17 protein-coding genes and 1 tRNA gene are annotated in these 21,737 nt (G+C 51.0%); 9 read left to right on the top strand and 9 right to left on the bottom strand.

Translation table 11 applies throughout. The features are described from left to right. Nucleotides 1-22: 22 nt before the first annotated feature. Nucleotides 23-3,559, bottom strand: coding sequence for a pyruvate:ferredoxin (flavodoxin) oxidoreductase (gene nifJ, locus BUF15_RS03585; RefSeq protein ID WP_073612096.1), 3,537 nt, complete (start codon nt 3,557-3,559; stop codon nt 23-25). A gap of 742 nt (nt 3,560-4,301) precedes the next feature. Here nifJ and pabB point away from each other — a divergent pair. Then, nucleotides 4,302-6,209: an aminodeoxychorismate synthase component I gene (gene pabB, locus BUF15_RS03575; protein ID WP_159441214.1), complete on the top strand. Its 1,908-nt coding sequence runs from the start codon at nt 4,302-4,304 to the stop codon at nt 6,207-6,209. Between the two features lie 13 nt (nt 6,210-6,222). Here pabB and BUF15_RS03570 read toward each other — a convergent pair whose 3' ends face one another. Next, nucleotides 6,223-6,732, bottom strand: coding sequence for a hypothetical protein (locus tag BUF15_RS03570; protein ID WP_073612094.1), 510 nt, complete (start codon nt 6,730-6,732; stop codon nt 6,223-6,225). 32 nt (nt 6,733-6,764) lie between these two features. Continuing rightward, nucleotides 6,765-7,043 (bottom strand): HP0495 family protein, encoded by a 279-nt coding sequence (locus tag BUF15_RS27010; RefSeq protein ID WP_073612093.1) that lies wholly within the window; start codon nt 7,041-7,043, stop codon nt 6,765-6,767. A 231-nt stretch (nt 7,044-7,274) separates the two neighbouring features. On the opposite strand from BUF15_RS27010, the gene BUF15_RS03560 reads away from it, so the two are divergent. Further along, complete coding sequence (locus tag BUF15_RS03560; protein WP_084553452.1) at nt 7,275-9,227, top strand: hybrid sensor histidine kinase/response regulator; 1,953 nt, start codon at nt 7,275-7,277, stop codon at nt 9,225-9,227. Between the two features lie 16 nt (nt 9,228-9,243). Here BUF15_RS03560 and BUF15_RS03555 read toward each other — a convergent pair whose 3' ends face one another. Continuing rightward, entirely contained in the window at nt 9,244-9,648 is a 405-nt protein-coding gene (locus BUF15_RS03555) for an NINE protein (protein ID WP_073612091.1), read from the bottom strand. 170 nt (nt 9,649-9,818) lie between these two features. Then, the gene (locus BUF15_RS03550; protein ID WP_073612090.1) at nt 9,819-10,862 is read right to left on the bottom strand and encodes a glycoside hydrolase family 3 protein; all 1,044 of its coding nucleotides are present in this window, start codon (nt 10,860-10,862) and stop codon (nt 9,819-9,821) included. A gap of 362 nt (nt 10,863-11,224) precedes the next feature. Here BUF15_RS03550 and BUF15_RS03545 point away from each other — a divergent pair, with 362 nt between their 5' ends. Continuing rightward, the gene (locus BUF15_RS03545; protein ID WP_143170627.1) at nt 11,225-12,238 is read left to right on the top strand and encodes a GGDEF domain-containing protein; all 1,014 of its coding nucleotides are present in this window, start codon (nt 11,225-11,227) and stop codon (nt 12,236-12,238) included. 111 nt (nt 12,239-12,349) lie between these two features. On the opposite strand, the gene BUF15_RS03540 is transcribed toward BUF15_RS03545, so the two are convergent. Further along, nucleotides 12,350-12,745, bottom strand: coding sequence for a pancreas/duodenum homeobox protein 1 (locus BUF15_RS03540; protein ID WP_073612088.1), 396 nt, complete (start codon nt 12,743-12,745; stop codon nt 12,350-12,352). A gap of 202 nt (nt 12,746-12,947) precedes the next feature. Between BUF15_RS03540 and BUF15_RS03535 the strand changes: the two genes are divergently transcribed. The 5 genes from BUF15_RS03535 (at nt 12,948) to BUF15_RS03515 (ending at nt 17,987) form a co-directional block, all read left to right on the top strand. Then, entirely contained in the window at nt 12,948-15,185 is a 2,238-nt protein-coding gene (locus BUF15_RS03535) for an ATP-dependent helicase (protein ID WP_084553448.1), read from the top strand. 96 nt (nt 15,186-15,281) lie between these two features. After that, complete coding sequence (locus BUF15_RS03530) at nt 15,282-16,628, top strand: bifunctional folylpolyglutamate synthase/dihydrofolate synthase (protein WP_234981098.1); 1,347 nt, start codon at nt 15,282-15,284, stop codon at nt 16,626-16,628. Then, nucleotides 16,628-16,933, top strand: a complete 306-nt coding sequence (locus BUF15_RS03525) for an HNH endonuclease (protein ID WP_073612087.1) — start codon at nt 16,628-16,630, stop codon at nt 16,931-16,933. The genes BUF15_RS03530 and BUF15_RS03525 overlap by 1 nt, the downstream gene beginning before the upstream one ends. A gap of 121 nt (nt 16,934-17,054) precedes the next feature. Beyond that, nucleotides 17,055-17,131, top strand: a tRNA-Arg gene (locus BUF15_RS03520). 637 nt (nt 17,132-17,768) lie between these two features. Then, nucleotides 17,769-17,987: a hypothetical protein gene (locus tag BUF15_RS03515; RefSeq protein WP_073612086.1), complete on the top strand. Its 219-nt coding sequence runs from the start codon at nt 17,769-17,771 to the stop codon at nt 17,985-17,987. 51 nt (nt 17,988-18,038) lie between these two features. On the opposite strand, the gene BUF15_RS03510 is transcribed toward BUF15_RS03515, so the two are convergent. The 3 genes from BUF15_RS03510 to BUF15_RS03500 form a co-directional block, all read right to left on the bottom strand. Further along, a complete protein-coding gene (locus BUF15_RS03510) occupies nt 18,039-18,971 on the bottom strand; it encodes a glutaminase (protein ID WP_073612085.1) in 933 nt (310 codons plus the stop codon). A gap of 44 nt (nt 18,972-19,015) precedes the next feature. Continuing rightward, on the bottom strand, nt 19,016-20,308 hold the full coding sequence (locus tag BUF15_RS03505) for a sodium:solute symporter family protein (RefSeq protein WP_073612084.1): 1,293 nt from the start codon (nt 20,306-20,308) through the stop codon (nt 19,016-19,018). Nucleotides 20,309-20,521: 213 nt separating this feature from the next. Further along, nucleotides 20,522-21,001 (bottom strand): response regulator, encoded by a 480-nt coding sequence (locus BUF15_RS03500; protein ID WP_234981097.1) that lies wholly within the window; start codon nt 20,999-21,001, stop codon nt 20,522-20,524. Between the two features lie 487 nt (nt 21,002-21,488). On the opposite strand from BUF15_RS03500, the gene BUF15_RS03495 reads away from it, so the two are divergent. Then, nucleotides 21,489-21,737: transposase (locus BUF15_RS03495; protein ID WP_200802324.1), on the top strand; the 249-nt coding region annotated here is incomplete at its 3' end.

The following is a 21,737-nucleotide window of genomic DNA, read 5'->3' as shown; positions in this document are numbered from 1 at the left end:
GATCGATATGGTAGAGACCGAATTATTCCTCAGTCTTTTCCGGCTCAAGAGCGGCAGCGCGACCTTTCAGGAACTTCCATGACTTCATAGCGTCTTTCTCTGCCTGGGCGATGAGAGCATCGGCCTCGGAAGGATTAATACGCTTGAGCGCCTTGTAACGGTTTTCGCTCAGGATGTAGTCAGTGAAGTTGAGGGTCGGCTCTTTGGAGTCGATGATGAGCGGGTTTTTACCTTCCGCTTCCAGATCCGGGTTGTAGCGGTACAGCGGCCAGTGGCCACAGGCTACGGCCTTCTTCTGCTGCTCAAGACCATTGGCCATGTTGATGCCATGGTTGATGCAGTGTGCATAGGCGATGATCAGAGACGGTCCGTCATAGGCCTCTGCCTCGGCGATGGCTTTCGCAGTCTGGGCTGGGTTGGCGCCCATGGCGATGTGAGCCACATAGACGTTGCCGTAGGTCGAGAAGATCATGCCAATGTCTTTCTTCGGAGATTTCTTGCCGCCGAAAGCGAACTGTGCGGTTGCCGCACGTGGGGTGGACTTGGACATCTGACCACCGGTGTTGGAGTAGACCTCGGTGTCAAGCAGCAGGACGTTGACGTTTTCACCGGAGGCAAGGACATGGTCGAGACCGCCATATCCGATATCGTAGGCCCAGCCGTCACCACCGATGATCCAGACGGACTTCTTGACGATATAGTCACAGATTGGCAGGAGGCGTTTGGCTAAGACATTGTTGCTACCTTTGAGAGCTGCTTTCAGCTCAGCAACATTGGCGCGCTGTGCCTCAATGTCCATCTGAGTGACCTGCGGCTGGCTCTTGATCTTCTCAGCAAGATCTGCAGAGATAAGCCCGGCCTCAACAAGTTTCGGCAACAGCTCAAGAGACTGTTTGCAAAGCTTGTCTGCGGTGAAACGCATACCAAGACCAAATTCGGCATTGTCCTCGAACAGTGAGTTGGCCCAAGCCGGTCCGCGACCGTCTGCACGTTTGCAGTACGGGGTGGTCGGAAGGTTGCCGCCGTAGATAGAGGAGCAGCCGGTGGCATTGGCTACAACCATTCTATCACCGAACAGCTGTGAAACGAGTTTAACATACGGAGTCTCGCCACAACCAGCGCAAGCACCGGAGAACTCGAACAGCGGGCGGAGTAGCTGGCTGCCCTTCACTGTGGACGGGCTGATGAGCGCCGGGTCGATCTCAGGCAGACTGAGGAAGTAATCAACCTTGGCAGCTTCGGTAACCCGAACTTCTTCGCTGTTCGGCATCATCTCGAGAGCCTTGGTCTTGGCCGGGCAAGCGGAGACGCAGAGGGTACAGCCGCAACAATCCTGGGTGAAGACCTGGATAACGAATTTCTGACCTTTAAAGTTTTTGCCTACCGCGTCGAGAGAGACAATGCCGTCTTTGACCTCGGGAACAATCTTGGTACGGATAGCGGCGTGCGGGCAAACCAGTGAGCACTGACCACACTGGATGCAGTTCTCGGAGAGCCACTTCGGTACGTTGACCGCGATGTTACGCTTTTCGTACTGGGTGGTAGCCGTCGGCCAGGTACCGTCGTCAGGAAGCTCGGAAACTTTCAGCTTGTCGCCCTTGCCTTCGATGATCTTCGCCGTAACTTTCTTGACGAAATCAGGAGCATTCTCCGGAACGGTCGGCGGCAGAGCATGACCAGTGACAGCGCCACCCACGGTGACTTCGACAATGTTCTTGATAGCCGTATCGACCGCGTCGTAGTTCATCTGGACAACTTTTTCACCTTTGTTGCCGTAGGTCTTCTTGATGGCTTTCTTGATGGCGGCGACAGCTTCTTCCGGGGTAAGGATGCCGGAAATCATGAAGAACGCGGTCTGCATGATCATATTGATGCGGGCGCCAAGGCCCAGAGCCTGGGCAAGCGAGATTGCGTCGATCACGTAGAACTTCGCTTTCTTCTCGATCAGGTCGCGCTGGACACGATCAGGCAATTTGTCCCAGACTTCATCTTTTCCAAAAGAGCTGGTCAAAAGGAAGGTACCGCCTTCCTCAAGGTTGCAGAGCATGTCGTAAGAGTCAAGGAAGGTGAAGTTGTGGCAGGCAACGAAGTTGGCTTTGTTGATCAGGTAGGGAGCTGCGATCTTGTTGTCACCGAAACGCAGATGCGAGGTGGTGATGGAACCGGACTTCTTGGAGTCGTAGACGAAGTAGCCTTGAGCGGAGTTCTCTGTCTCGGAACCGATGATCTTGATGGTATTCTTGTTGGCGCCAACGGTACCGTCTGCACCCAGACCGTAGAACAGGGCGCGGAAAACGTCCTTGCTCTCGATGTTGAAGGATGAGTCGTAATCAAGGCTGGTGAAGGCGACGTCATCGTGAGGACCGACGCAGAACTTCTTCTTGGGGGCCATGCTTGCCATGTTGTCGAAAACAGCCTTGACCATGGCCGGGGTGAACTCGGCAGAGCCCAGACCGTAACGGCCTGCGTAAATGACCGGTGGAATAGCGGTGGGATTAGACTCAACAGCTTCGGTTACGGCAGCGCGTACATCAAGATAGAGCGGCTCGCCAATGGAACCCGGCTCTTTGGTACGGTCGAGTACGGTGATGCGTACGACTGAATTCGGCAGGGCGTTGACCATGGCAGCAGCGTCGAACGGACGGTAGAGGCGAACGATAACCATACCGACTCTCTCACCCTGGGCCACCATGTAATCGATGGTGGCGGCGGCAGTTTCGCAGCCGGAACCCATCATGACGATGACGTCTTCGGCATCCTCGGCGCCGTAGTAGTCGAACAGGTGGTACTGGCGGCCGGTGAGGGTTGCCAGTTTGTCCATGGTCTCCTGTACGATGGCCGGGGTAGCATTATAGTATTTGTTGACGGTCTCACGGCCGGTAAAGTTGACGTCCGGGTTCTGGGCGGTGCCACGGATGGACGGACAATCAGGGGTCAGAGCACGGGTACGGTGAGCAGCGATGAGATCCTCGTCAATGACAGCGCGCATATCATCAAAGGTCAGTTCCTCGATCTTCTGTACTTCGTGTGAGGTACGGAAACCGTCAAAGAAATGCATAAACGGGATTCTGGACTTCAGGGTGGACTGGGTGGCGATGAGTGCCATATCCATACATTCCTGAACGTTCTGGGCACACAGCATAGCCCAGCCGGTCTGACGGGCTGAGTAAATGTCGCTGTGGTCACCGAAGATGGACAGACCCTGGTAGGCAAGAGCACGAGCCGAGATGTGGAAAACGGTCGGGGTGAGCTCACCGGCGATCTTGTACATGTTGGGGATCATCAGCAAAAGCCCCTGGGACGCGGTGAAGGTGGTACACAGTGCACCGGTGGTAAGGGAGCCGTGTACTGCACCGGCAACACCAGCCTCCGATTGCATCTGGGTGACAACTGGAACGGTACCCCAGATATTTTCCTGGCCACCTGCTGCTTTGGCGTCGGAATCGGCTGCCATTGGCGAGGAAGGGGTGATTGGGTAAATGGTGATGATCTCGCTGGTGGCGTAGGCGACATGGGTACATGCCTGGTTGCCATCTAATGTTACCATTTTACGCGACATTTGCTGTTCTCCTTTAAGATGTCTCTAAGTTGTGTATGTTCCATTTTCATGGAAACAGACAGGTGGCTGTACCGCCAAATAAAAGCTGGGTTTGTCACCGAAGGGGCTCCGCTGGGGAAAACCGCCGGTGACGTACTGAATAGTCTGACCCCTTGAGCGCAGTAGGTGGGGGAGGATGCGCCGGATGGGGGACAGCTTCGTGCACGTTGTTTTGCCGACAAAGGCCAAAATATCTGGCTTTTCTACCAGTGAACCGATTCAGGCCATGTCGGTCATGTGGGAAAAAGCCGTTGACAACTGTCGGTGGAGCAATGTTATTAGTTGTCCTTGGTCGATTAGGGTCTCGCAAAAGTCTCAGCAACAGCAGAACGATCCTGGCACATTATTCATTTACCAAGGTTCATCGTTTGCTGTCATGGTTTTTTACGAAACCAACAGTCGTTATCATTAGACATAGTGGCCCGAGCTGCCTTAAAGGTACCAATTTCCTTGCGCTCTTCGGCCATGTCCGATCTGTATCGTGTTGAATATGTGTTCATGGAGCCGAAAAAGGAAACACCTTTATCTTCTTCAAACTGACCAGGCATTATATGGTATTTATATTGGGCATGCAAGAAAGGAATTGGTCTAAAACCTGAGATTTTCGTCGTCTGGTTTTGCCCATGTATCTTTTTTCGCAATCATTTCGAGATATAGGTATGATGGTGGGACCAAGAGTGAAACGCGGTTTCTGGAGATGTATATGTATATTGTTTCAAACATGTTGTTGGAAAGGTTGTTGGGCCATTTTGCACAAACCGAACAATTTGCTTTTTTTGACACTGCTAAGCCGTGTCAGGAAAACTGTTCCAGCTACCTGTTTGAATCGCCGATTGCACGGCTACAGTGTGGTGGGGAGGATGATCCGGAGCAATTTCTGGAAATGGTGCAGAAATGGTTGGAGCGAGGCTATTACATAGCAGGTTGGGTTGGATATGAGTTCGGAGGCATGCTGGTCAGAAAAGCCCGTGGTCTAACCAGTGTGCCGCAAAAAAAATCGGGGACGGTTGCTGACCTCTCCGTGTATGAGAAACCACTCCAGTTCGACCATAAAAATGGAAACTGCGATTTCCCGCAAGAAACACCGTTGGAATTTGGTGATTACGAGATTTCGGGAATTCGACCAAATGTGACGGAAGATGAGTACCTTGAGGCTCTTGATGCTGTGCTTGAGTATATCCGGGCCGGGGATACCTACCAGGTAAACTATACGCTCAAATTGCTCTTTTCGCTCAGTGGTTCACATGATGCGCTGTATCGTGTCTTGCGACGCAATCAGTCTGTGGCCTATGGAGCCTATCTTCGTTGGGGTGATCGGCGAGTGATGTCTTTTTCGCCCGAACTGTTTTTCCGGCGACACGCTGATGGGCTCACCGTGCGACCAATGAAAGGGACCTTGAAGCGTGGCCGCAATCCCGAGGAGGATGCTGCAGCCAGGGCTTTTCTTTACCAAGACCAGAAGAATCGCAGCGAGAACGTGATGATTGTTGACCTTTTAAGAAATGACCTCGGACGAGTTATGCATGATGCCGGTGGTGGGGAGGTGAAGGTCAGATCGCTCTTTGATGTGGAAGCCTATGAGAGCCTGTTGCAGATGACCTCCACCATTGACGGTAAGACGGAGGAGGGGGCCGTCAATAGTGTATCGCTTGTCTCTCTTTTTCAGGCACTGTTTCCCTGTGGTTCAGTAACCGGGGCACCTAAGATCCGTACCATGGAAATTATTGACGAACTGGAAAAGGAATCACGCGGGGTCTATACTGGTGCTATCGGTTTTCTTTCCCCGGAGGGCGAGGCGGTGTTCAATGTGCCAATCAGGACACTGGTGTTTGATGGCAATTCCGGTGAGATGGGTATTGGTGGCGGTATTACCCACGACTCGGATCCTCATGACGAATGGAAAGAATGTTTGTTGAAAGGGCGTTTTTTGACAAGTCCCAGTCCGGATTTCCAGCTGATTGAGACCCTGTTGTGGCGGCCAGGGTTGGGCTACTGGCTTATGGACGAGCATCTTGAACGGCTTGCCGCCTCTGCGGAGTACTTCTATTTTTCCTATGATCGTGATCAGCTGATACAACAACTCGAAACACAGGCATTGACGTTCGAGGACGTGCGACGGGTGCGGCTGACTCTTGCCAAAGACGGTGTTGTCACCATCACATCGCAACCCTGTGAGTTGCCGAAGCACACTCGACTGCCCGATCGTCCCGATTTGTCGTCTTACGCGACTCTTCCGACGGTGGCTTTTTCCACGCTGGCCACCGATGCGAGTCAGTGCTGGCTGATGCACAAGACTACCCGGCGAAAAATCTACGACCAAGGTTTTGCTGCTGCCCAGAAGGCGGGATATTTTGATCAGATCTTTGTAAACGACAAGGGGGAGGTGACGGAAGGCTCTATCACCAATGTAGTGATCTATCGAGAAGGCTCTTATCTGACGCCCCCTGTCTCCTGCGGTTTGCTGGCAGGAGTTATGCGTAAGCAACTGCTGGCCGATCCGTCGGTGAAGGTGGAAGAACGGATTCTTTTTCCCACCGATATTTTTCAGGCTGAGGCAGTTTTCCTGGTTAATTCTGTTCGGGGGGTGGTGCAGGTCAAAATCGAAAAATGATATAAGTGGCCACTCAATGAATGGTGCTATCTTCTTCCGGGGTGATCTGCACTGGGGCGATAATGAGGCCGTGCTGCTCGCCCAGACCACGTACCAGGGTCATAAAGGTCGAAGGCATTGGTACAGGACGATCCACGATCAGGATCCCCAGTTTATTGGCCTGGGTCAGGATGTGGGTGGAATCGAGGCCTTCCTGGTTGTCACAGAGCGAGAGAATGCGCAGGGTATCGGTGAGGGCGGGCAGCAGTGTTGTCTGGTGCTCCTTTACGCTCAATAATTCCTGTTCGATAATTGCACGGTTCTCGTTTCTAAAGGAGACAAACCGTTCTTCCATATTGGGCGATGCAAAGATTTCATTGACCAGTGTCCCTGTCAGCATCGCGATAAATGTTGGTTCTCTGTCCGGGTGATGGGTGGCGAGCTGCTTTCGTAACTCTTTGAAAAGGATCATCTGCACCACACTCACCCCTTCTCGCAGGACGTTGATGAGTTGGGACTGTTTTTCGGGATTGTCTTGGGTCATGGTATTTTGGGAACGAGTTACTATTGGTAAACTTAGAGGACGATTTTTACCGCCGGGTGGCTCTTCAGAAGTTCGTAAATCTGCAGACGCATCTCTTCGCTTTCAACAAGTAGTACGGCATTTAAGCTGTGATATTTACCGCCTGAGCTGGAATTTGAATGAGTGATGCTCACATTTGCTGGGGCGCAGGCGGTGACAATCAGCTCTTTCAAGATCTGGATGTCTTCTCCGATAACTTTATATACCCAGTTACACGGGTAATCGATTTCCGGCTTCTCCGGGCGTGGTGTTGGTGTGGTCTTTTCTGTCATGTCAAATGGTGTTGCTGAAGGTAAATGCAGGTTGAAACGGTCTGAACGTGGCAGTCCAGAGCAGCGCCAAAAGTAATACCGGTTCATTCGCCAAGAGTCAAGAAAAAGGGGGGAAAGGTATTTCCGCCCCATAAACCCATTGTAATGGTGGGCGTAACCAGCTAGATTTACCGGTTGCTGCGTAAAATGGCGTGGTCCTGAAAATAGGTGTACAAAAGGCTGTAGAGAGTTATGACAAAAACGACAGTATCGAAAAATACAGGCAATTTCCATTCGGACGTTGAAGCGTCACAACGGGCTGGAGATGCGGCTCACCTTGATGTACCGGCATGGGAAATGCTTGACCTGCTTGGGGTGCCCAGCTTTTTTATCGATAGAGACGGCAGCTTCCGGGTTGGCAACAGGGCATTTTACACGCTGCTTGGCGGTAACGCTGACACGTATCTCGGAAGGGGGATTTATAACCTGTTAATCCGTGACGATGCTAACGAGTTTTGCGCAGAAGATCGTCGTCTTCTTGAGGTCGGCGGATCTGTGTCCAGGCCTGCAGAGATTTTCCTGGCGTCTGGTGAAAGCCGCCGTGTAGTATTGAAAAAAACGGTCGTTCCCGATACTCCGCAAGGCATGGGGGGCATTCTTGTCGCCATGGCCGATCTTTCCGAACTGGCAGAGGTGAAAGATGCCCTCCATGTCAGCGAATCGGAAAAACACGCTATCCTTGAGGGCTTTCCTGGTATTGTCTGTCTCTTTGACATCAATGAAAAGGTTGTCTGGGCCAACGACCGGGTCCGAGACCTGCACCCGAACCCTGTGGGGAAGACCTGTCATCAGATATTCTGTCAAAAAGAGCAATCCTGCAACTCTTGTGCGGTGCCCGCAAGTCTGGAAACTGGCAATGTCCAGTCGACTATCCGACAGTTTGAAATGTGTACCTCGACTGGCGAGGAACGCGTGTACGAGCTGACCAGTACCCCAGTTAAAGACAGTTCCGGTAAAGTGACTTCAGCAGTGGTCATCGGTCGTGACGTCACCGAAACCACCAATCTTGAGAGACAGCTTCGCCACAGTCAGAAGATGGAAGCCATAGGCACCCTTGCCGGAGGTATAGCCCATGACTTTAACAACGTGTTGACGCCGATCATGGGGTATTCGGAAATCTTGCGTTTCAAGCTCATGCAAAGCGGGGAGGCTGATAAGGCGAACCTGGAATTTGTCGAAGGTATACTTAAAGCGGCCAAACGTGCCAAAAAGCTGGTGGAGCAGATTCTTACCTTTTCCCGTTCCAGCGAGCAGAAGGCGAGTCTCCAGTATATCCATCCCATCGTCAAAGAGGTGATGAAGCTGATGCGGGTGACTCTGCCCTCTACCATTACCATCAAGGAACAGATCGATGAACAGTGCGGCATCGTTTCGGTCGATCCTGTCCAGATTCATCAAATTCTCATCAATCTTTGTACCAACAGTGCCCATGCCATGGCTGGTGGTCACGGTACACTCTCGGTTACCCTGGCTTCGGGTGGCAAGGATCAGGACGGCCAGGAGTGGCTTCGACTCAGCATTGCCGATACCGGCTGCGGCATCCAGCCCGAGCTGCTTGACAGAATCTTCGAACCTTACTTTACCACCAAAGAAAAGAGTCACGGCACCGGAATGGGCTTGGCCATGGTGCACGGTATTATCAGCAGGCAGGGTGGAAGAATAGAAGTGAGCAGTGAGGTTGGTGTCGGGACGACGTTTGACGTGTATCTGCCAGTAACCGTTGCCCCGACTAGGATCGATCAGGTTGTGTCTACTTCCGATCTGCAGCGTGGGAGCGGTCGAATCCTTCTCGTCGACGACGAGGCACAGGTCGTCCAGGTGACCGGCGAGTTGCTGACCAGTCTCGGATATGAGGTGACCGGCAGGACTTCTCCTGTGGCGGCGCTGTCCTTGGTTGCTGAAAACCCTGAAGGGTATGACCTTGTGCTCACTGATCTGACCATGCCGGAGCTGACTGGCGTGGAGTTGTCACGAAAGATCAGGAACGTGCGGAAGGACCTGCCGGTTGTCCTTTTTACAGGGTACTCTGACTCTGTATCCCGGGAAGATGCAGAAGAGGCGGGCATCAAACAATACTGCATGAAACCCGTCTCCTTGCGGGAGCTGTCAAAAGTAATCTACACCACCCTGCATATGAAGGGTTAAGACGGCGGTGCCGGAGTTAGCTTCGTGCTCTTGCACCGTTGAGTAAGCTGATCTGATCGTTCATGGTCCAGAGATCGTAAATCACACCTATAAGGAAAAATCCCCCGGTAAGCAGGTAGAGGATACCGCTCAGCCATTTCCCCATGTACATCCGGTGTACACCAAACACGCCGAGAAAGGCCAGCAGCAGCCAGGCGATATTGTAGTCGATGTCACCCTCAATAAAGCGGATATCCGCCTCGCGGTCCATCTTTGGGATCAAGAAAAGATCGACGATCCAGCCGATAAACAACAGGCCCAGGGTAAAGAAGTAGATGGTCCCGGAAATCGGTTTGCCGTAGTAGAAACGGTGCATTCCCAAAAAACCGAAAATCCAGAGGAGATAGCCAAAAAGAACGGAATGTGTCTGTTGTTTGCCCATGTCGTTTTCTGTAAAATAGTGTGTTTGAGGTTGCCGAACATTTTGAAAATGATCGATACCCTTCATTTTCGGAAGTGTCCGACATTGCAGTAATGCAAACCGATTGAAAAACTTTGTCTATGATATCTGGATTGTAATCAGAATTTTGCTGAAAACAAGCAGTGTTTATCTCAATGCGGTTCCACAGTAAGGGAGCGTTTGAACTTCTCCACTCGTTCCAGGGCCGCCGTGAGGGTCTCCTCAGTAATGGTGCCGTGGCGAAGGCCTTTTATAATGGCTCTGATGGCTTTGTTGGTGATGTCGGGATCGTAATCAAGGTTGTTGCCGAAAATGAGCAGGTCGATGCCCGCATTGATCGCTCGGCATACCGCCTCCTCAAGGCCGTAATGACTGGTGATGGCCCGCATCTGCATGTCATCGGAAAGGACTACCCCGTCATAATTCAGTTCAGCACGTAGCAGGCCGCTGACAGTTTGGTGCGAAAGTGTTGCCGGAAAGTCCTGGTCGAGGGTTCGATTATAGAGGTGCCCGGTCATGACCGCATCGACCATGTCGCGATCTATGAGATTTTGATATGGAATGATCTCGTCGTTGTGCCAGTGGTTGCTGATATCGACAAAACCGAGATGTGAATCAGCGTGGGCACTGCCATGGCCCGGAAAATGTTTGATACAGGTCTTTACCCTGTGTTGCCGGTGAGCGGTGATCCAGGCCATGGCGTGGGCGGTCACCTCGGCAGGATCGCTGGAAAAGCTGCGCTGGTGTCGGCCGATGATGGGGTTGTCCGGAAAGATGTCGAGATCCACCACTGGCGCCAGGTTGAGGTTGATACCGAGGCTGGCCAGCATTGCTGCGGTCTGTTCCGCCGCAATTGTCGTCTGCTCAGTGCCCGTCGTCTGTCCCAGTTTACCCGCCGTAGGCGTAACCGGAAAACCCCGTTCTGCTTTGAATCGATTTACCCTCCCTCCCTCCTGATCAACAGCTATCAGTAACGGCCTCTCGGCGTTATCCCGCAGATCGTGTACCAGCTTTTTCACCTGTTGGTGGGAAATGATATTGTTATCCGGTTGTTTTTCGTGGAGGAACCGGTCAAACAGGATTACTCCACCGAGGTTTCTGGTGTGAATATCACGGATGATGGGGCTATTGGTGGTGACAAGGGGGCCCTGCATGCCGACAATCAGGAGCTGGCCTATTTGTTTTTCAAGATGCATTACACAATGTGTGAGGATTTCAGGGGATTGAGAAAGTACCCAAATCGTTCGACGGTTGGCTGTCGTTATCTTTTCCAGGTAAATGATTACTACAGAAGTGGCGGAGAGGAAAGGGATTTTAATGTTCGATGATTGCTCAGGAGGATACGTGGCAAAGGATACAGTGTAGTACATGTCCGGATGATAGCGGCATGTTGGAAAAATATCTCGTAATGATAGAATTTTGTATTGAGTACTAGCATCTTCAAGACATTCAGCCAGAACAATTTTCAAAAAAAGCAGTAAAGATTTTGAGCCGATTGGTCGATAAAGGGCTATATGAAAAAAAACCTCTGTAACCACGAAAATTGTAAGGGATGGATATGAGTGCTACTACAAATGAAACAGGATTCTTGTCATCACGGCCCGAGTTGGTCGAAATCGACAAGGTTTTATTTGAGCTCGATATTCTGAAGCGGCAGTCACAGCGTCTCGACCTGATGAACCAGTTACATGGCCGGATGGCGGGAGTTCTCAGTATCACCGGAATGATTGAGGCCTATTCTATCTGGTTAATGCCGCTTGTTGAGCATGAACTGATCGGGTATAGCAATGCCGCCCGCAACAAAAAGCATCTGTTCTGTTCCGGTCACGGGCCAAGCAGGCGTAAAGCCATTGCCTTTGCCGAAGAACTTATCCAGCAGGAAAAGCTTACCGACGGCGAATGTGTCAGTAACGACGGTCACTTCGCTCATAAATGGCTGTTTGAGGCCATTGATGATGCTGGAATTCTACTGATTTTGAAAGAAGGTCGGCAGCTTGCCACCGATGAACTGAACCTCATCAACGATTCTCTTGATGTTCTGGCTGATTCGCTCCAGCGTGGTCTGCAGTATGAGGACCTGTTTGAGCGTGCCTCGAATGATCCCCTTACCGGTCTTTATAATAGACGCGTTTTTGAGGATCGCATTAACGGCATGATCGAGAGTTCGCGCCGGTACAATCGGCCCCTGACAATCATCACCATGGATCTTGACCGCTTCAAGCAGATCAACGATAACCTTGGTCATCAGGCCGGCGACGAAGTGTTGAAGATGGTAGCCCGGGAGTTTAAAAGTGCTGTCCGTTCAACCGATCTGCTGGTGCGGATGGGTGGTGATGAGTTTCTGGCTGTCCTGGAAGATACCGATAAGAAAAATGCAAGATATCTGGCCGAACGGCTCTGTGCCGCGGTGGACGGACTGAATGTCTACGCTGACAAGAATACCAAGCTTGGCGTGAGCATCGGCCTTGCCGAACTGCAGGATGGTGAAAGCCTTAATGTCTGGCTGGAGCGCGCTGATGATATTCTGTACCATGCAAAAGCCGAAGGCCGTTCACGAGTGGCAATAAAATAGCCTCTCGTTTTGCAGGCAAAGATACAAGAGCCGGCTCCCGATATCGGGAGCCGGCTCTTTTGCGTTACGCTGTTTGGAATTTTCAGGTTTGCGAAAGAAATGGGTTGAAAATCAATGTTCCAGGCTGATCTTAATCGGGATCACATGAAGTGAACGGCCACGCTGCTCGGTATAACCCAGTGACCAGTCCTTACAACTGACGGTGTCACCCAGCAGTGTGTCGATCTCTTTGACGAGTCCGTTGACATTAATGATCGGGTGACGAGAAAAGACCTGCGGCAGGCCGTGGGTTAAATTGCAGGCCAGGCATCGTCCCGGTCGTTCGTGCAGCTGAAGTTCCATTATGAGGGTGTTGTGGTCCGCGCTGCGATAGCCAAGCGAGATGTCGTAGGCGCCTTCACTGGCGTCTCCGAAAAGTGCATCGAAAAATTCATCGGCTCGTTCACGCGGAAAAAGCTTCAGCAGGGTATCGGGGGTGAAGACGTTTTCAAAAGAATCCGGTGCCATGTAAATATCCAGTTGAGGTCATCTAAGGTCAGAGAAATGCAGGGCTCCCCTGCTACCTATGGTAAGTCCAGCCTACTATACAAACGGTGCGCCATTTGTCAACCGGCGTTGCCAGTGGTGGGAGGCTGTGGTAAGGTGCCGCCATAAGAAAAGATGGGTTTATCGAAAGCCCAAAAAAATGCAGGATGCTTAGGAAACTTCAATGACCCAAAAGGCCCAACCATCGCTTTTCGCACCTTTCAGCGAAACCGATGACAACGAACTGGTGCCGGGATATCGGCGACCGGCGACAGTCGGCGTCAATCTCGATGATCTTAATGAAGCGCAGTATCAGGCGGTAACCACCATAGACGGACCAGTACTGGTCATTGCCGGTGCCGGCAGCGGCAAAACCCGGACCCTCGTGTATCGGGTTGCCCACCTTATCGAGAATGGGGTGGCGCCGGAGTCGATTTTGTTGCTCACCTTTACCCGGAAAGCAAGCCAGGAAATGCTGTGGCGAGCCGGCCGACTGCTCAATGAATCCTGTAGTCGGGTCACGGGCGGTACCTTTCACAGCGTGGCCAATCTATTGCTCAGACGCTATGGCGGCCATATTGGCTATGGTTCGAGCTTTACCATTATCGATCGCGCCGACGCTGAAGGTATTGTCAATCTTCTGAAGTCCTCACTGGGTTTTACCGGCAAGAATAAACAGTTTCCCTCAAAGCGGGTTATCCTTAATATGATCAGCGGCTCGATCAACAAGTCGCTGAAACTCGAGGACCTCGTCACCGAACAGTACGCCCATCTCACTGATCATCTCGATGATATCGTCAAACTGGAGCAACACTACCAGACGTTCAAATATGATCATGGCCTGATGGACTATGATGACCTGCTGGTCAACTGGAAGCGACTCCTTGAAGAGGCACCTGACGTGCGCGAGACGATTTCCCGCCGCTTCTCCCATATCATGGTCGACGAATATCAGGATACGAACCTTATTCAGGCGGATATTGTCCGGCTCTGTGCGCACACCCATAATAACGTAATGGTGGTGGGGGACGACTCCCAGTCGATTTACGCGTTTCGCGGCGCGGACTTCTATAATATCATGCGCTTTCCCAAGGTATTTCCGGACTGCCGTATCGTAAAGCTCGAAGAGAATTATCGGTCCTGCCAGCCGATTTTGTCGCTTACCAACGACATCATCAACAACGCCACCGAAAAGTACACCAAGACCCTGTTCACCCGTATTGCAGGTGATTTAAAGCCCAGAGTCTGCGGTGTGCGGGACGAGCGGGATGAGGCGCGGTTTGTCGTGCGGAAAATCAACGAACTGCGTCGAAGCGGCACACCGCTTGAAGAGATCGCAGTCCTGTTTCGCTCCGGCTTCCATTCCTACAAACTGGAGATGGAGCTAAACACCGAAGGACTCGACTTTGAAAAGCGCGGAGGCCTGAAACTGACCGAATCGGCGCACATGAAGGATGTTCTTGCGTTTTTACGGCTCCTGGTCAACCCGCAGGACAACCTTTCCTGGAACAGGATTTTCCTGCAACTCGATAAGGTCGGTCCAAAAACGGCCCAGAAAATCACTGCCGCCATTGCCACTGCCGCGAATCCCTTTGAGGCTCTTCGTAAATATCCGGCCGGCGGCAGTTCGAAGCAGGGGATAGCAAAGCTCAGTCAGCTCTTTATTGACCTGCATGACAGTGGCCAGAGTCCATCCGGGCTCTATGAGATCGTCATGGGCTATTATGAGCCCATCTTCCAGCACCTCTATGCCGACGATTTTCCCAAGCGGCAGAAGGATCTCGATCAACTCAAGTCGATCATGGCGGGCTATAGTGAATTACAGTCTTTTATTGACGATACAGCCCTTGACCCGCCCGATGACAGCACTGTCGAAGGAGACAGCGGCGGCGAGAAAGTGATCCTTTCCACCATCCATTCGGCCAAGGGGCTTGAATTCGATGCAGTATTTGTGATCGGTCTTGCCGATGGCCGTTTCCCGCATGGTTCTGCTGCTCAGGGGGAGCAGTGGGAAGAGGAACGACGGCTACTCTATGTGGCGGCGACCCGGGCACGGCAGCATCTCTATCTTACCTACCCGAGAGAGCTCATGACCCCGGACCGGCAGTTCCGGCGGGTCGGTATGTCACCGTTTCTGGCTGAGATCAGCCCGGGATTGTATGAGAGGGTGGAGAGCGGTGGTGACACATCCGGCTATTACCGGCCGGCGACCCGTTATGAACCACCGGTGCTCTCCAATAGACCTAAGCGTGAGAAGAAGCTGACGCTCAAGGATCTGCCTGTAGGAACGAAGGTGCAGCATCCGTTTTTTGGTATCGGTACGGTCAAGAAAACATCTGCGCCAAGTTCGCTTGATGTGTTGTTTGACCGGCACGGCATTAAAACCTTGCATCTTGATTATGCGAAACTGAAAATCATGTAAAGTGTGCGCAGAAGACATTCTATCAATTCGAGGCAGGCGTCCATGGCGTCTGCTTCGCCTGTTTTTAACCCAAGGTTGTGAGTTACGAATTGACCTATGACAATGAACTATCAAGAAACACTCACCTTTTTGAATAACCTGCAAATGCACAAGATCAAGCTCGGTCTTGAGGCGATGCGCGATTTTCTCGCCAAAATCGGCCAGCCTGAGCAGCGGTTGAAGATCATTCATGTCGCCGGTACCAACGGAAAGGGTTCCGTAAGCGCATCGATGCTGGAGGTCCTTGGACGGGCCGGTTATCGGGTCGGACTCTTTACCTCACCGCATTTAAGCTCTGTGCGTGAACGCTTCCGCACAAGCGACGGCTTTATCTCCGAAGAAGAGTTTGCCCGTTTAAGTGAGCGCCTTATTGCTGCGCTCGGTGAGGATCAGATTACCTATTTCGAGTTCACCACCGCATTGGCGTTTCTCTGGTTTGCCGAATCAAATCTCGATCTGGTGATTCTTGAAACGGGTCTTGGCGGTCGACTCGACGCGACGAATGTGGTGACGCCGCTGGTGTCTGTAATTACCAGTATCAGTATGGACCATGAGGCCTATCTCGGTGACACCCTGTCTGCAGTGGCAGGCGAGAAGGCAGGCATTATCAAGCCGGGTGTTCCGGTAGTGGCTACAGGCGGGCAGACCGAAGTTGTTCAGGTTCTACAGACGACGGCCAAAGACCTTGGTAGTGCGTTGTACCTGCTGGAGCGCGATTTTAACTATGCCGGTGAGTCCAATGACGACTGGTGCTGGCAGGGGAAAATTGATTCGGCAGAAACCGTTATTGACCGGTTGCAATGTTCCATGCGTGGTGCCTACCAACGGGAGAACGCATCGCTTGTGATTGCTGTCCTGGAACTGCTGAAACAGTACGGCTACAGTGTTCCGGAAAATAGTTTACGAGAGGGACTTGCCTCAGTGGCTTGGCCGGGCCGCTTGGAGTACATTGTACTTGATCGTGATTCTCGTCAGCGCTTTGCAACTGCAAGTGAAGGTGGTGACAACGTAGTTCGCTATCTGTTGGACGGGGCCCACAACCCAGCTGGCGTAAAGAATCTGGCGATGACTCTTTCAGAAGAGTACGACTATCGAAAGTTGATCATGGTCTGGGGCGCGATGATCGATAAAGATATCGCCGCAGGCTTAAACAGCATGCTGCCGCTGGTGGATACGTTTATTCTCACCCGGCCTGATGGTGAGCGCTCTGCAGAACCGGAGCAACTGCTGGCCTGTCTTCCTGAATCGGCCCGTGACAAGGGTGTGCTGGTCAGGGATGTGGCAGAGGCTTTGCGCGAGGCGGAAAAAAGAGCAGCCCGAGAGGATATGGTTGTCGTGGCCGGCTCGCTCTATCTTGTGGGGGCAGTGCGAAAATTGCTAGTTGGTGAGATCGTGGGGGACTGATGGAGTATTTCGATATGGACGGTGTGGATGATGCAACAATCCGCACAGAACGTGCTAAAGCCCGAGAACTCAGGAAAAGCCGCTGGTGGCAGCAGAAAACCTCCAGCGGGCTTTGCTATTATTGTGGCCGCAAGTTTCCCTATAAACAGCTGACAATGGATCATCTTATCCCCCTGGCTCGTGGTGGGCGCAGTACCAAGGACAATCTTGTTCCGTCATGTAAAGAGTGCAATACCCAGAAGAATAGTCTTTTGCCTCTCGAATGGGAGGAGTACCTGGATAAACTGAAACAAGGGCTACTCTAAACGCCTGAAAACGAGCATGAGCGTCTCGCCAAAAAAGTGCTCTGAAAGTGGATTTTTCTTGCAGCGTATACGTTTTATGGTAATCTATTCTGCTCTCCAGATATGACTCATTATGTATTCAGGACGGGTAGCTCAGCTGGATAGAGTGTTGGCCTCCGAAGCCAAAGGTCATGGGTTCGAATCCCATCTCGTCCACCAGTAATATCAAGGGCTTGCGTGAAAACGCAAGCCCTTTCTTGTTTCAAAGCCCTTCCGAAGATCCCTCACAGTTGCTCTTTGTAGTTTGTTGCCTGTTGAAGCCAAATTGGCTCTCGCCATAACCTGCGTATTTTCGGTATTATAATTATGTTATAATCCAAATATATTATAGATTTACAGTCTTGGGCGTGTTAGGCTGTGGAGAGTTTGCAATTTCTTATACATTGATCTTTCTCCAAAATGGTGGACAGGGGGGAAACCACAGCTTCTTTGCTTTTAGGATTCACACGTTGAGCCAAGGTAAAAAGACTTGTCTGGTCAACCAATATAACCATACTTGCATTGACACCATGCACAAGGTCACTCTTCCAATCTCCGAGACGCGATCTTTGTTCGAAAACCTCGGGTCTGGAGCTTATATCTAAACGATTAGGGACGATTGCCACTCCGGCATTTCTGTGGTGTTTGCTGCTTTTCAAGCGTTTCTTCCCAAAGCGTGGCAAACTGGGTGTAGAGCACTTGGAGTATACTGGTTTCGCTAAGCCGACCCCAAATAGTTTTTGGTTGAACTGTAGCGTTGTGAGAAGAATGAGCCGACCTACAGAAATATGAATAGTGAGACGGGAGACGACTGGCTATGAAAAATATAGATACTGGAGTAATTAAGGAACTTATCTATGGTATTGTTGTTGCTGCAGTATGTTTTGGTGCTCCCACATTCATGAAGTATATGTTTCCTAACCCCACGGTAATACATGATGTTGTTGATAGTATGCCGTTGCTCGGCAGTATGATTATTGGTGTAACAATAATCAGGCTGTTGCAGCGTAAAAAGAGTCGTAAGAATCACACATAAAGCTATTCTTTGAGCAATGAGCGAGATTGGCTCAGCAACGAAGAATCTATCTTAGAAAATCGACATCTTTGTTCTGGTGGTAAATAGCTCAAGAGCCTTCATTGCCAGACAGGAGTTGCCCTTGGCGTTCAGTCTTGGACTCCAGGCGGCGATACTGTATTTTCCAGGATGAACAGCCATGATCCCGCCGCCGACCCCACTTTTTCCTGGCAGGCCGACCTTGAAGGAAAACTCTCCGGCTTCATCATAGAAACCACATAGCTGCATAATCGTGTTGATTCGTTTTGCCTTACTACTGCTGACGACTTGTTGCCGTGTGAGCGGGTTGACTCCACTATTGGCAAGAAACGAGGCCGCTTGGGCAAGTTCCCTACAGGTCATCTCGATCGAGCAGATGAAGAAATAGAGATCAAGTACCAGCTCAAGGTCGTTGGTGATATTCCCATATGATTTCATTAGGTTTATCAGGGCACGGTTCCGATAGCTGTGAGCTTTTTCAGATTCATAAACCCGCTGATTGAAACCGATGAGCGGGTTGCCCGCTAAGGTTCTGAAAAAGCCCATCATCGTCTGTTTCGGCATGGAGCAGTGGCTGATCAGGTGGTCGCAGATTACCAGAGCGCCGGCGTTGATAAACGGATTACGTGGGATTCCTGCTTCGTATTCCAACTGGGAAAGTGAGTTGAACGGGTTGCCGGAGGGCTCGACCCCCACGCGTTGCCAGAGGCGTTCACCTTCCCGCTCAAAAACGAGGGCCAGCGAAAAAACCTTGGAAATGCTCTGAATGGAGAACTTTTCCTCTGTATCACCGTAAGCGAAATGCTCGCTTGCCAGTGTGGTGAGATGGATGCCGAACTTATCCGGATTGACATTGCCAAGTTCAGGGATATAGTCGGCAACGTTCCCTTCACCTTTGCACGATTCCAGTTCCCTGCCGATTTCCAGGAGCACAGCCTGTAGTGGCGTTTGGTCGCAAACATCCATGTTCTGTTTCCTCGTCAGGTAAAAAATCCTGTATCGACCGATGATTAAATATTCAGGAGAACATATAGAATTGGCAGGCAATAGAGCAACATCAGCAGTACTTTTGATTCGGCAAAACGTTTGAAAAAGATAACGATGAACAGGCCTGCGAATACTGTTGATCCCCGAAGTCCCATTGACATGTAGCTCCATTTGAGGATGGTTGAATCAAGGCCCGTGAAAACGAGCATTGAGGCAAGCACAAGTACGGCGCATGTTGACATCCGGATGAGGCGGATCGGTCTGATCCGCTGGAGCATTCCAGCCCGACCTTGAAGGAAATCATGAAAAAGGTTGGTGGTCACACCCAATACCAGGCCGGCACCGGTGCCGAGAACCACCAGTAGGATGCCAGCGGAGAATAATGCTGCAATAACTGGTGGAAAACACTGATGAAGAAAATAGGGGAGTGCTTGAGCTGGATTTGCCGAAATCTCTGGATGATTGGCCCGCAGATACAGTCCTACGACAATGCCGAAAACTCCGATTGGTGGGATTATGACCGCGCTTAAAAAAGCACCGTTTCGAGCTTCCCGGATATTCCTGGCAGAAAAAATCGCTTGGAGATAAATCTGGGTTGAGAGAACGCCAACTATCATTGAGAACATATCAACAGTGGCGGTTTTTATGCCATAATCGGCAAAGCCAAGCATATCTATATCCTGGGGCAGCTGCGAGAGTATTTTCGGCAGGCCGCCACCATTGTAGAGCGCTACGCCGGCGCTGATGATCATGATGAGATACAGCATGAAAAACTTTATCTTCCCGATCAGTCCCGCCCCGGCAATGCCGCCGGAGATGACGAAAATGCCGATGAGCAGCATGGTGAGCAGAACCGACAAGGTGTCGCCTAGAGCAAACACTGCCTGCAATATGGCGATAGAGGCAAGAAACTGACCGACTACGTGAATGAACATCCCCAGGGAGTTGATAGCACTACTGTAATATCTGAAATTACGACCAAAGAATTTTCCCAGGTATTCAGAGACGGTCACAACACCTTCTTCCCGCAGGGCTTTTGCAAAGAAGCAACCGAGTAAAAAACAGGAGACACCGCTGCCGAAGGTGAAAATGGCGGCGGATATGCCGTGGGTGTAGGCGGTTTGGACTGTGCCGATAGTAGAAACCCCGCCAACCAGGGTGCCGATGATGATCCAGGAGACTCCTGGAGCGTTGAGTGTTCGGCCGGCAACTGCGAAATCATCCGTCGATGCCACTTGCATCGACTTTCTGATGGCAAGAATGCTGATGCTGACAAAAGTGACGATGAACGTCATTTGATAGATGAATGATTCCATTGATTCTGGCCGATACGGCTTAGTTTGCCTGTAAAAGCTCCGATTTTGTCATTGGTTGTGGCTGGCCTATGCTCCAGGCGTGCTGATTCAGCAAAACAGCGAATAGATGTATCTACACAATGTACTTCCACGATGCACGGAAAACTCGTTCAGGGGAGGACGACGGGACACATTTCTGGTCCCTTGCCACATCTTGTTGGAGGCTGTTTGTGATTACTTTTCCAGAACCTGCCGTATCTGTTCTTTGCGTTCAATGTCTGTCAGGTAAGGCTGCATACGAATATCAAGAATCTTCATTTGACGTTCATGCCTTCTTGCCGCCGCCTTTTCAACTGTGGCGATAAGCGTCTCAAAGTCACATGGCTTGGTAAGGAAATCAGTGGCACCATGTTTTATCGCTTCGACCGCCGAATGCACCGTGGCTTGACCGGTGAGCATGATCACCTCGACAAGAGGGTGTTGGCTCTTGATCTGCTGTAACGTCGTCAGGCCATTTTGGCCTGGCATGGCGATGTCAAGAAGAACAACATCGATACTCTTCTCCTTGCTTAAATAAAGTAGAGCATCCGGTCCTGAAAATGCACAGTCTGTAACTATGCCTCTTTGGTGTAATCGGACTCCAAGCGTTTCGATATAGTCTTTTTCATCATCTACAAGCAGGATAGAAACTCCGGTCATAGTTTTTTCCCTCATTGATAACATCCGGGTGGTGTTGATCCTCAATGGGAAGGCCCGGGTCACGGTACAGTGTATGGCTGGATTATCCGGAAATATACCATGAACAGGGACCAGATGTGTAAGGGGGATTCTCAAGATATCCTTGAAACTGGTGAGAGTACGAAAGGAGTAACGGGATTGATTAAAGAAAAACATCGAGAAATTCTTTTGGCGGATAGATGTACAGCAGTGGCTAGCTTTTTAAAGGGGTTATATCGTACAAATCGATTGATACCTGTAAGAATCTGCGACAATTCGTCAGTATTGCGGTTCAAGTTGACAGTTTGACATATCTGGGGAAAAGCCTGTGATGAGTAAGTATCCACCGGCAAAGCCGGTGGCTTTAGATTTTGGACCGCTCAAAGCGGTATGTTAAACAAATTTACTGACCACCATTGAGGGCGTTCAAAATTTTGTGTCAGTTAACAAGAGCTGATATATACAGCTGACAAAGGAGACTGACATGACAGAAGATCAACCAGAATTCGATTTTAACCGTGCCCTTAAAGACCTCCAGGAGGGCAAGGCTCTCATGGGTAAGGAGGGTATCCTTACTCCGCTGATCAAACAGCTCACCGAGGCAGCTCTTGAAGCAGAACTGGATTCCCACCTCAAACAGGATATCACCGCAAACCGCCGTAATGGTAAAAGCAAAAAGACTATCAAATCCATGAATGGCAGCTTTGAGCTAAATACTCCTCGGGATCGTGAA

The organism is Desulfopila aestuarii DSM 18488 (assembly GCF_900143695.1).
Lineage (GTDB): Bacteria > Desulfobacterota > Desulfobulbia > Desulfobulbales > Desulfocapsaceae > Desulfopila > Desulfopila aestuarii.
The sequence above is the reverse complement of the archived record's forward strand: the minus strand, read 5'-3'. Positions and strand labels throughout refer to the sequence as shown.

Excerpts from the sequence above, each read along its gene's own strand:
- nifJ (WP_073612096.1), bottom strand. The coding sequence starts at position 3,559 with ATGTCGCGTAAAATGGTAACATTAGATGGCAACCAGGCATGTACCCAT.
- pabB (WP_159441214.1), top strand. The coding sequence starts at position 4,302 with ATGTATATTGTTTCAAACATGTTGTTGGAAAGGTTGTTGGGCCATTTT.
- BUF15_RS03570 (WP_073612094.1), bottom strand. The coding sequence starts at position 6,732 with ATGACCCAAGACAATCCCGAAAAACAGTCCCAACTCATCAACGTCCTG.
- BUF15_RS27010 (WP_073612093.1), bottom strand. The coding sequence starts at position 7,043 with ATGACAGAAAAGACCACACCAACACCACGCCCGGAGAAGCCGGAAATC.
- BUF15_RS03560 (WP_084553452.1), top strand. The coding sequence starts at position 7,275 with ATGACAAAAACGACAGTATCGAAAAATACAGGCAATTTCCATTCGGAC.
- BUF15_RS03555 (WP_073612091.1), bottom strand. The coding sequence starts at position 9,648 with ATGGGCAAACAACAGACACATTCCGTTCTTTTTGGCTATCTCCTCTGG.
- BUF15_RS03550 (WP_073612090.1), bottom strand. The coding sequence starts at position 10,862 with ATGCATCTTGAAAAACAAATAGGCCAGCTCCTGATTGTCGGCATGCAG.
- BUF15_RS03545 (WP_143170627.1), top strand. The coding sequence starts at position 11,225 with ATGAGTGCTACTACAAATGAAACAGGATTCTTGTCATCACGGCCCGAG.
- BUF15_RS03540 (WP_073612088.1), bottom strand. The coding sequence starts at position 12,745 with ATGGCACCGGATTCTTTTGAAAACGTCTTCACCCCCGATACCCTGCTG.
- BUF15_RS03535 (WP_084553448.1), top strand. The coding sequence starts at position 12,948 with ATGACCCAAAAGGCCCAACCATCGCTTTTCGCACCTTTCAGCGAAACC.
- BUF15_RS03530 (WP_234981098.1), top strand. The coding sequence starts at position 15,282 with ATGACAATGAACTATCAAGAAACACTCACCTTTTTGAATAACCTGCAA.
- BUF15_RS03525 (WP_073612087.1), top strand. The coding sequence starts at position 16,628 with ATGGAGTATTTCGATATGGACGGTGTGGATGATGCAACAATCCGCACA.
- BUF15_RS03515 (WP_073612086.1), top strand. The coding sequence starts at position 17,769 with ATGAAAAATATAGATACTGGAGTAATTAAGGAACTTATCTATGGTATT.
- BUF15_RS03510 (WP_073612085.1), bottom strand. The coding sequence starts at position 18,971 with ATGGATGTTTGCGACCAAACGCCACTACAGGCTGTGCTCCTGGAAATC.
- BUF15_RS03505 (WP_073612084.1), bottom strand. The coding sequence starts at position 20,308 with ATGGAATCATTCATCTATCAAATGACGTTCATCGTCACTTTTGTCAGC.
- BUF15_RS03500 (WP_234981097.1), bottom strand. The coding sequence starts at position 21,001 with ATGAGGGAAAAAACTATGACCGGAGTTTCTATCCTGCTTGTAGATGAT.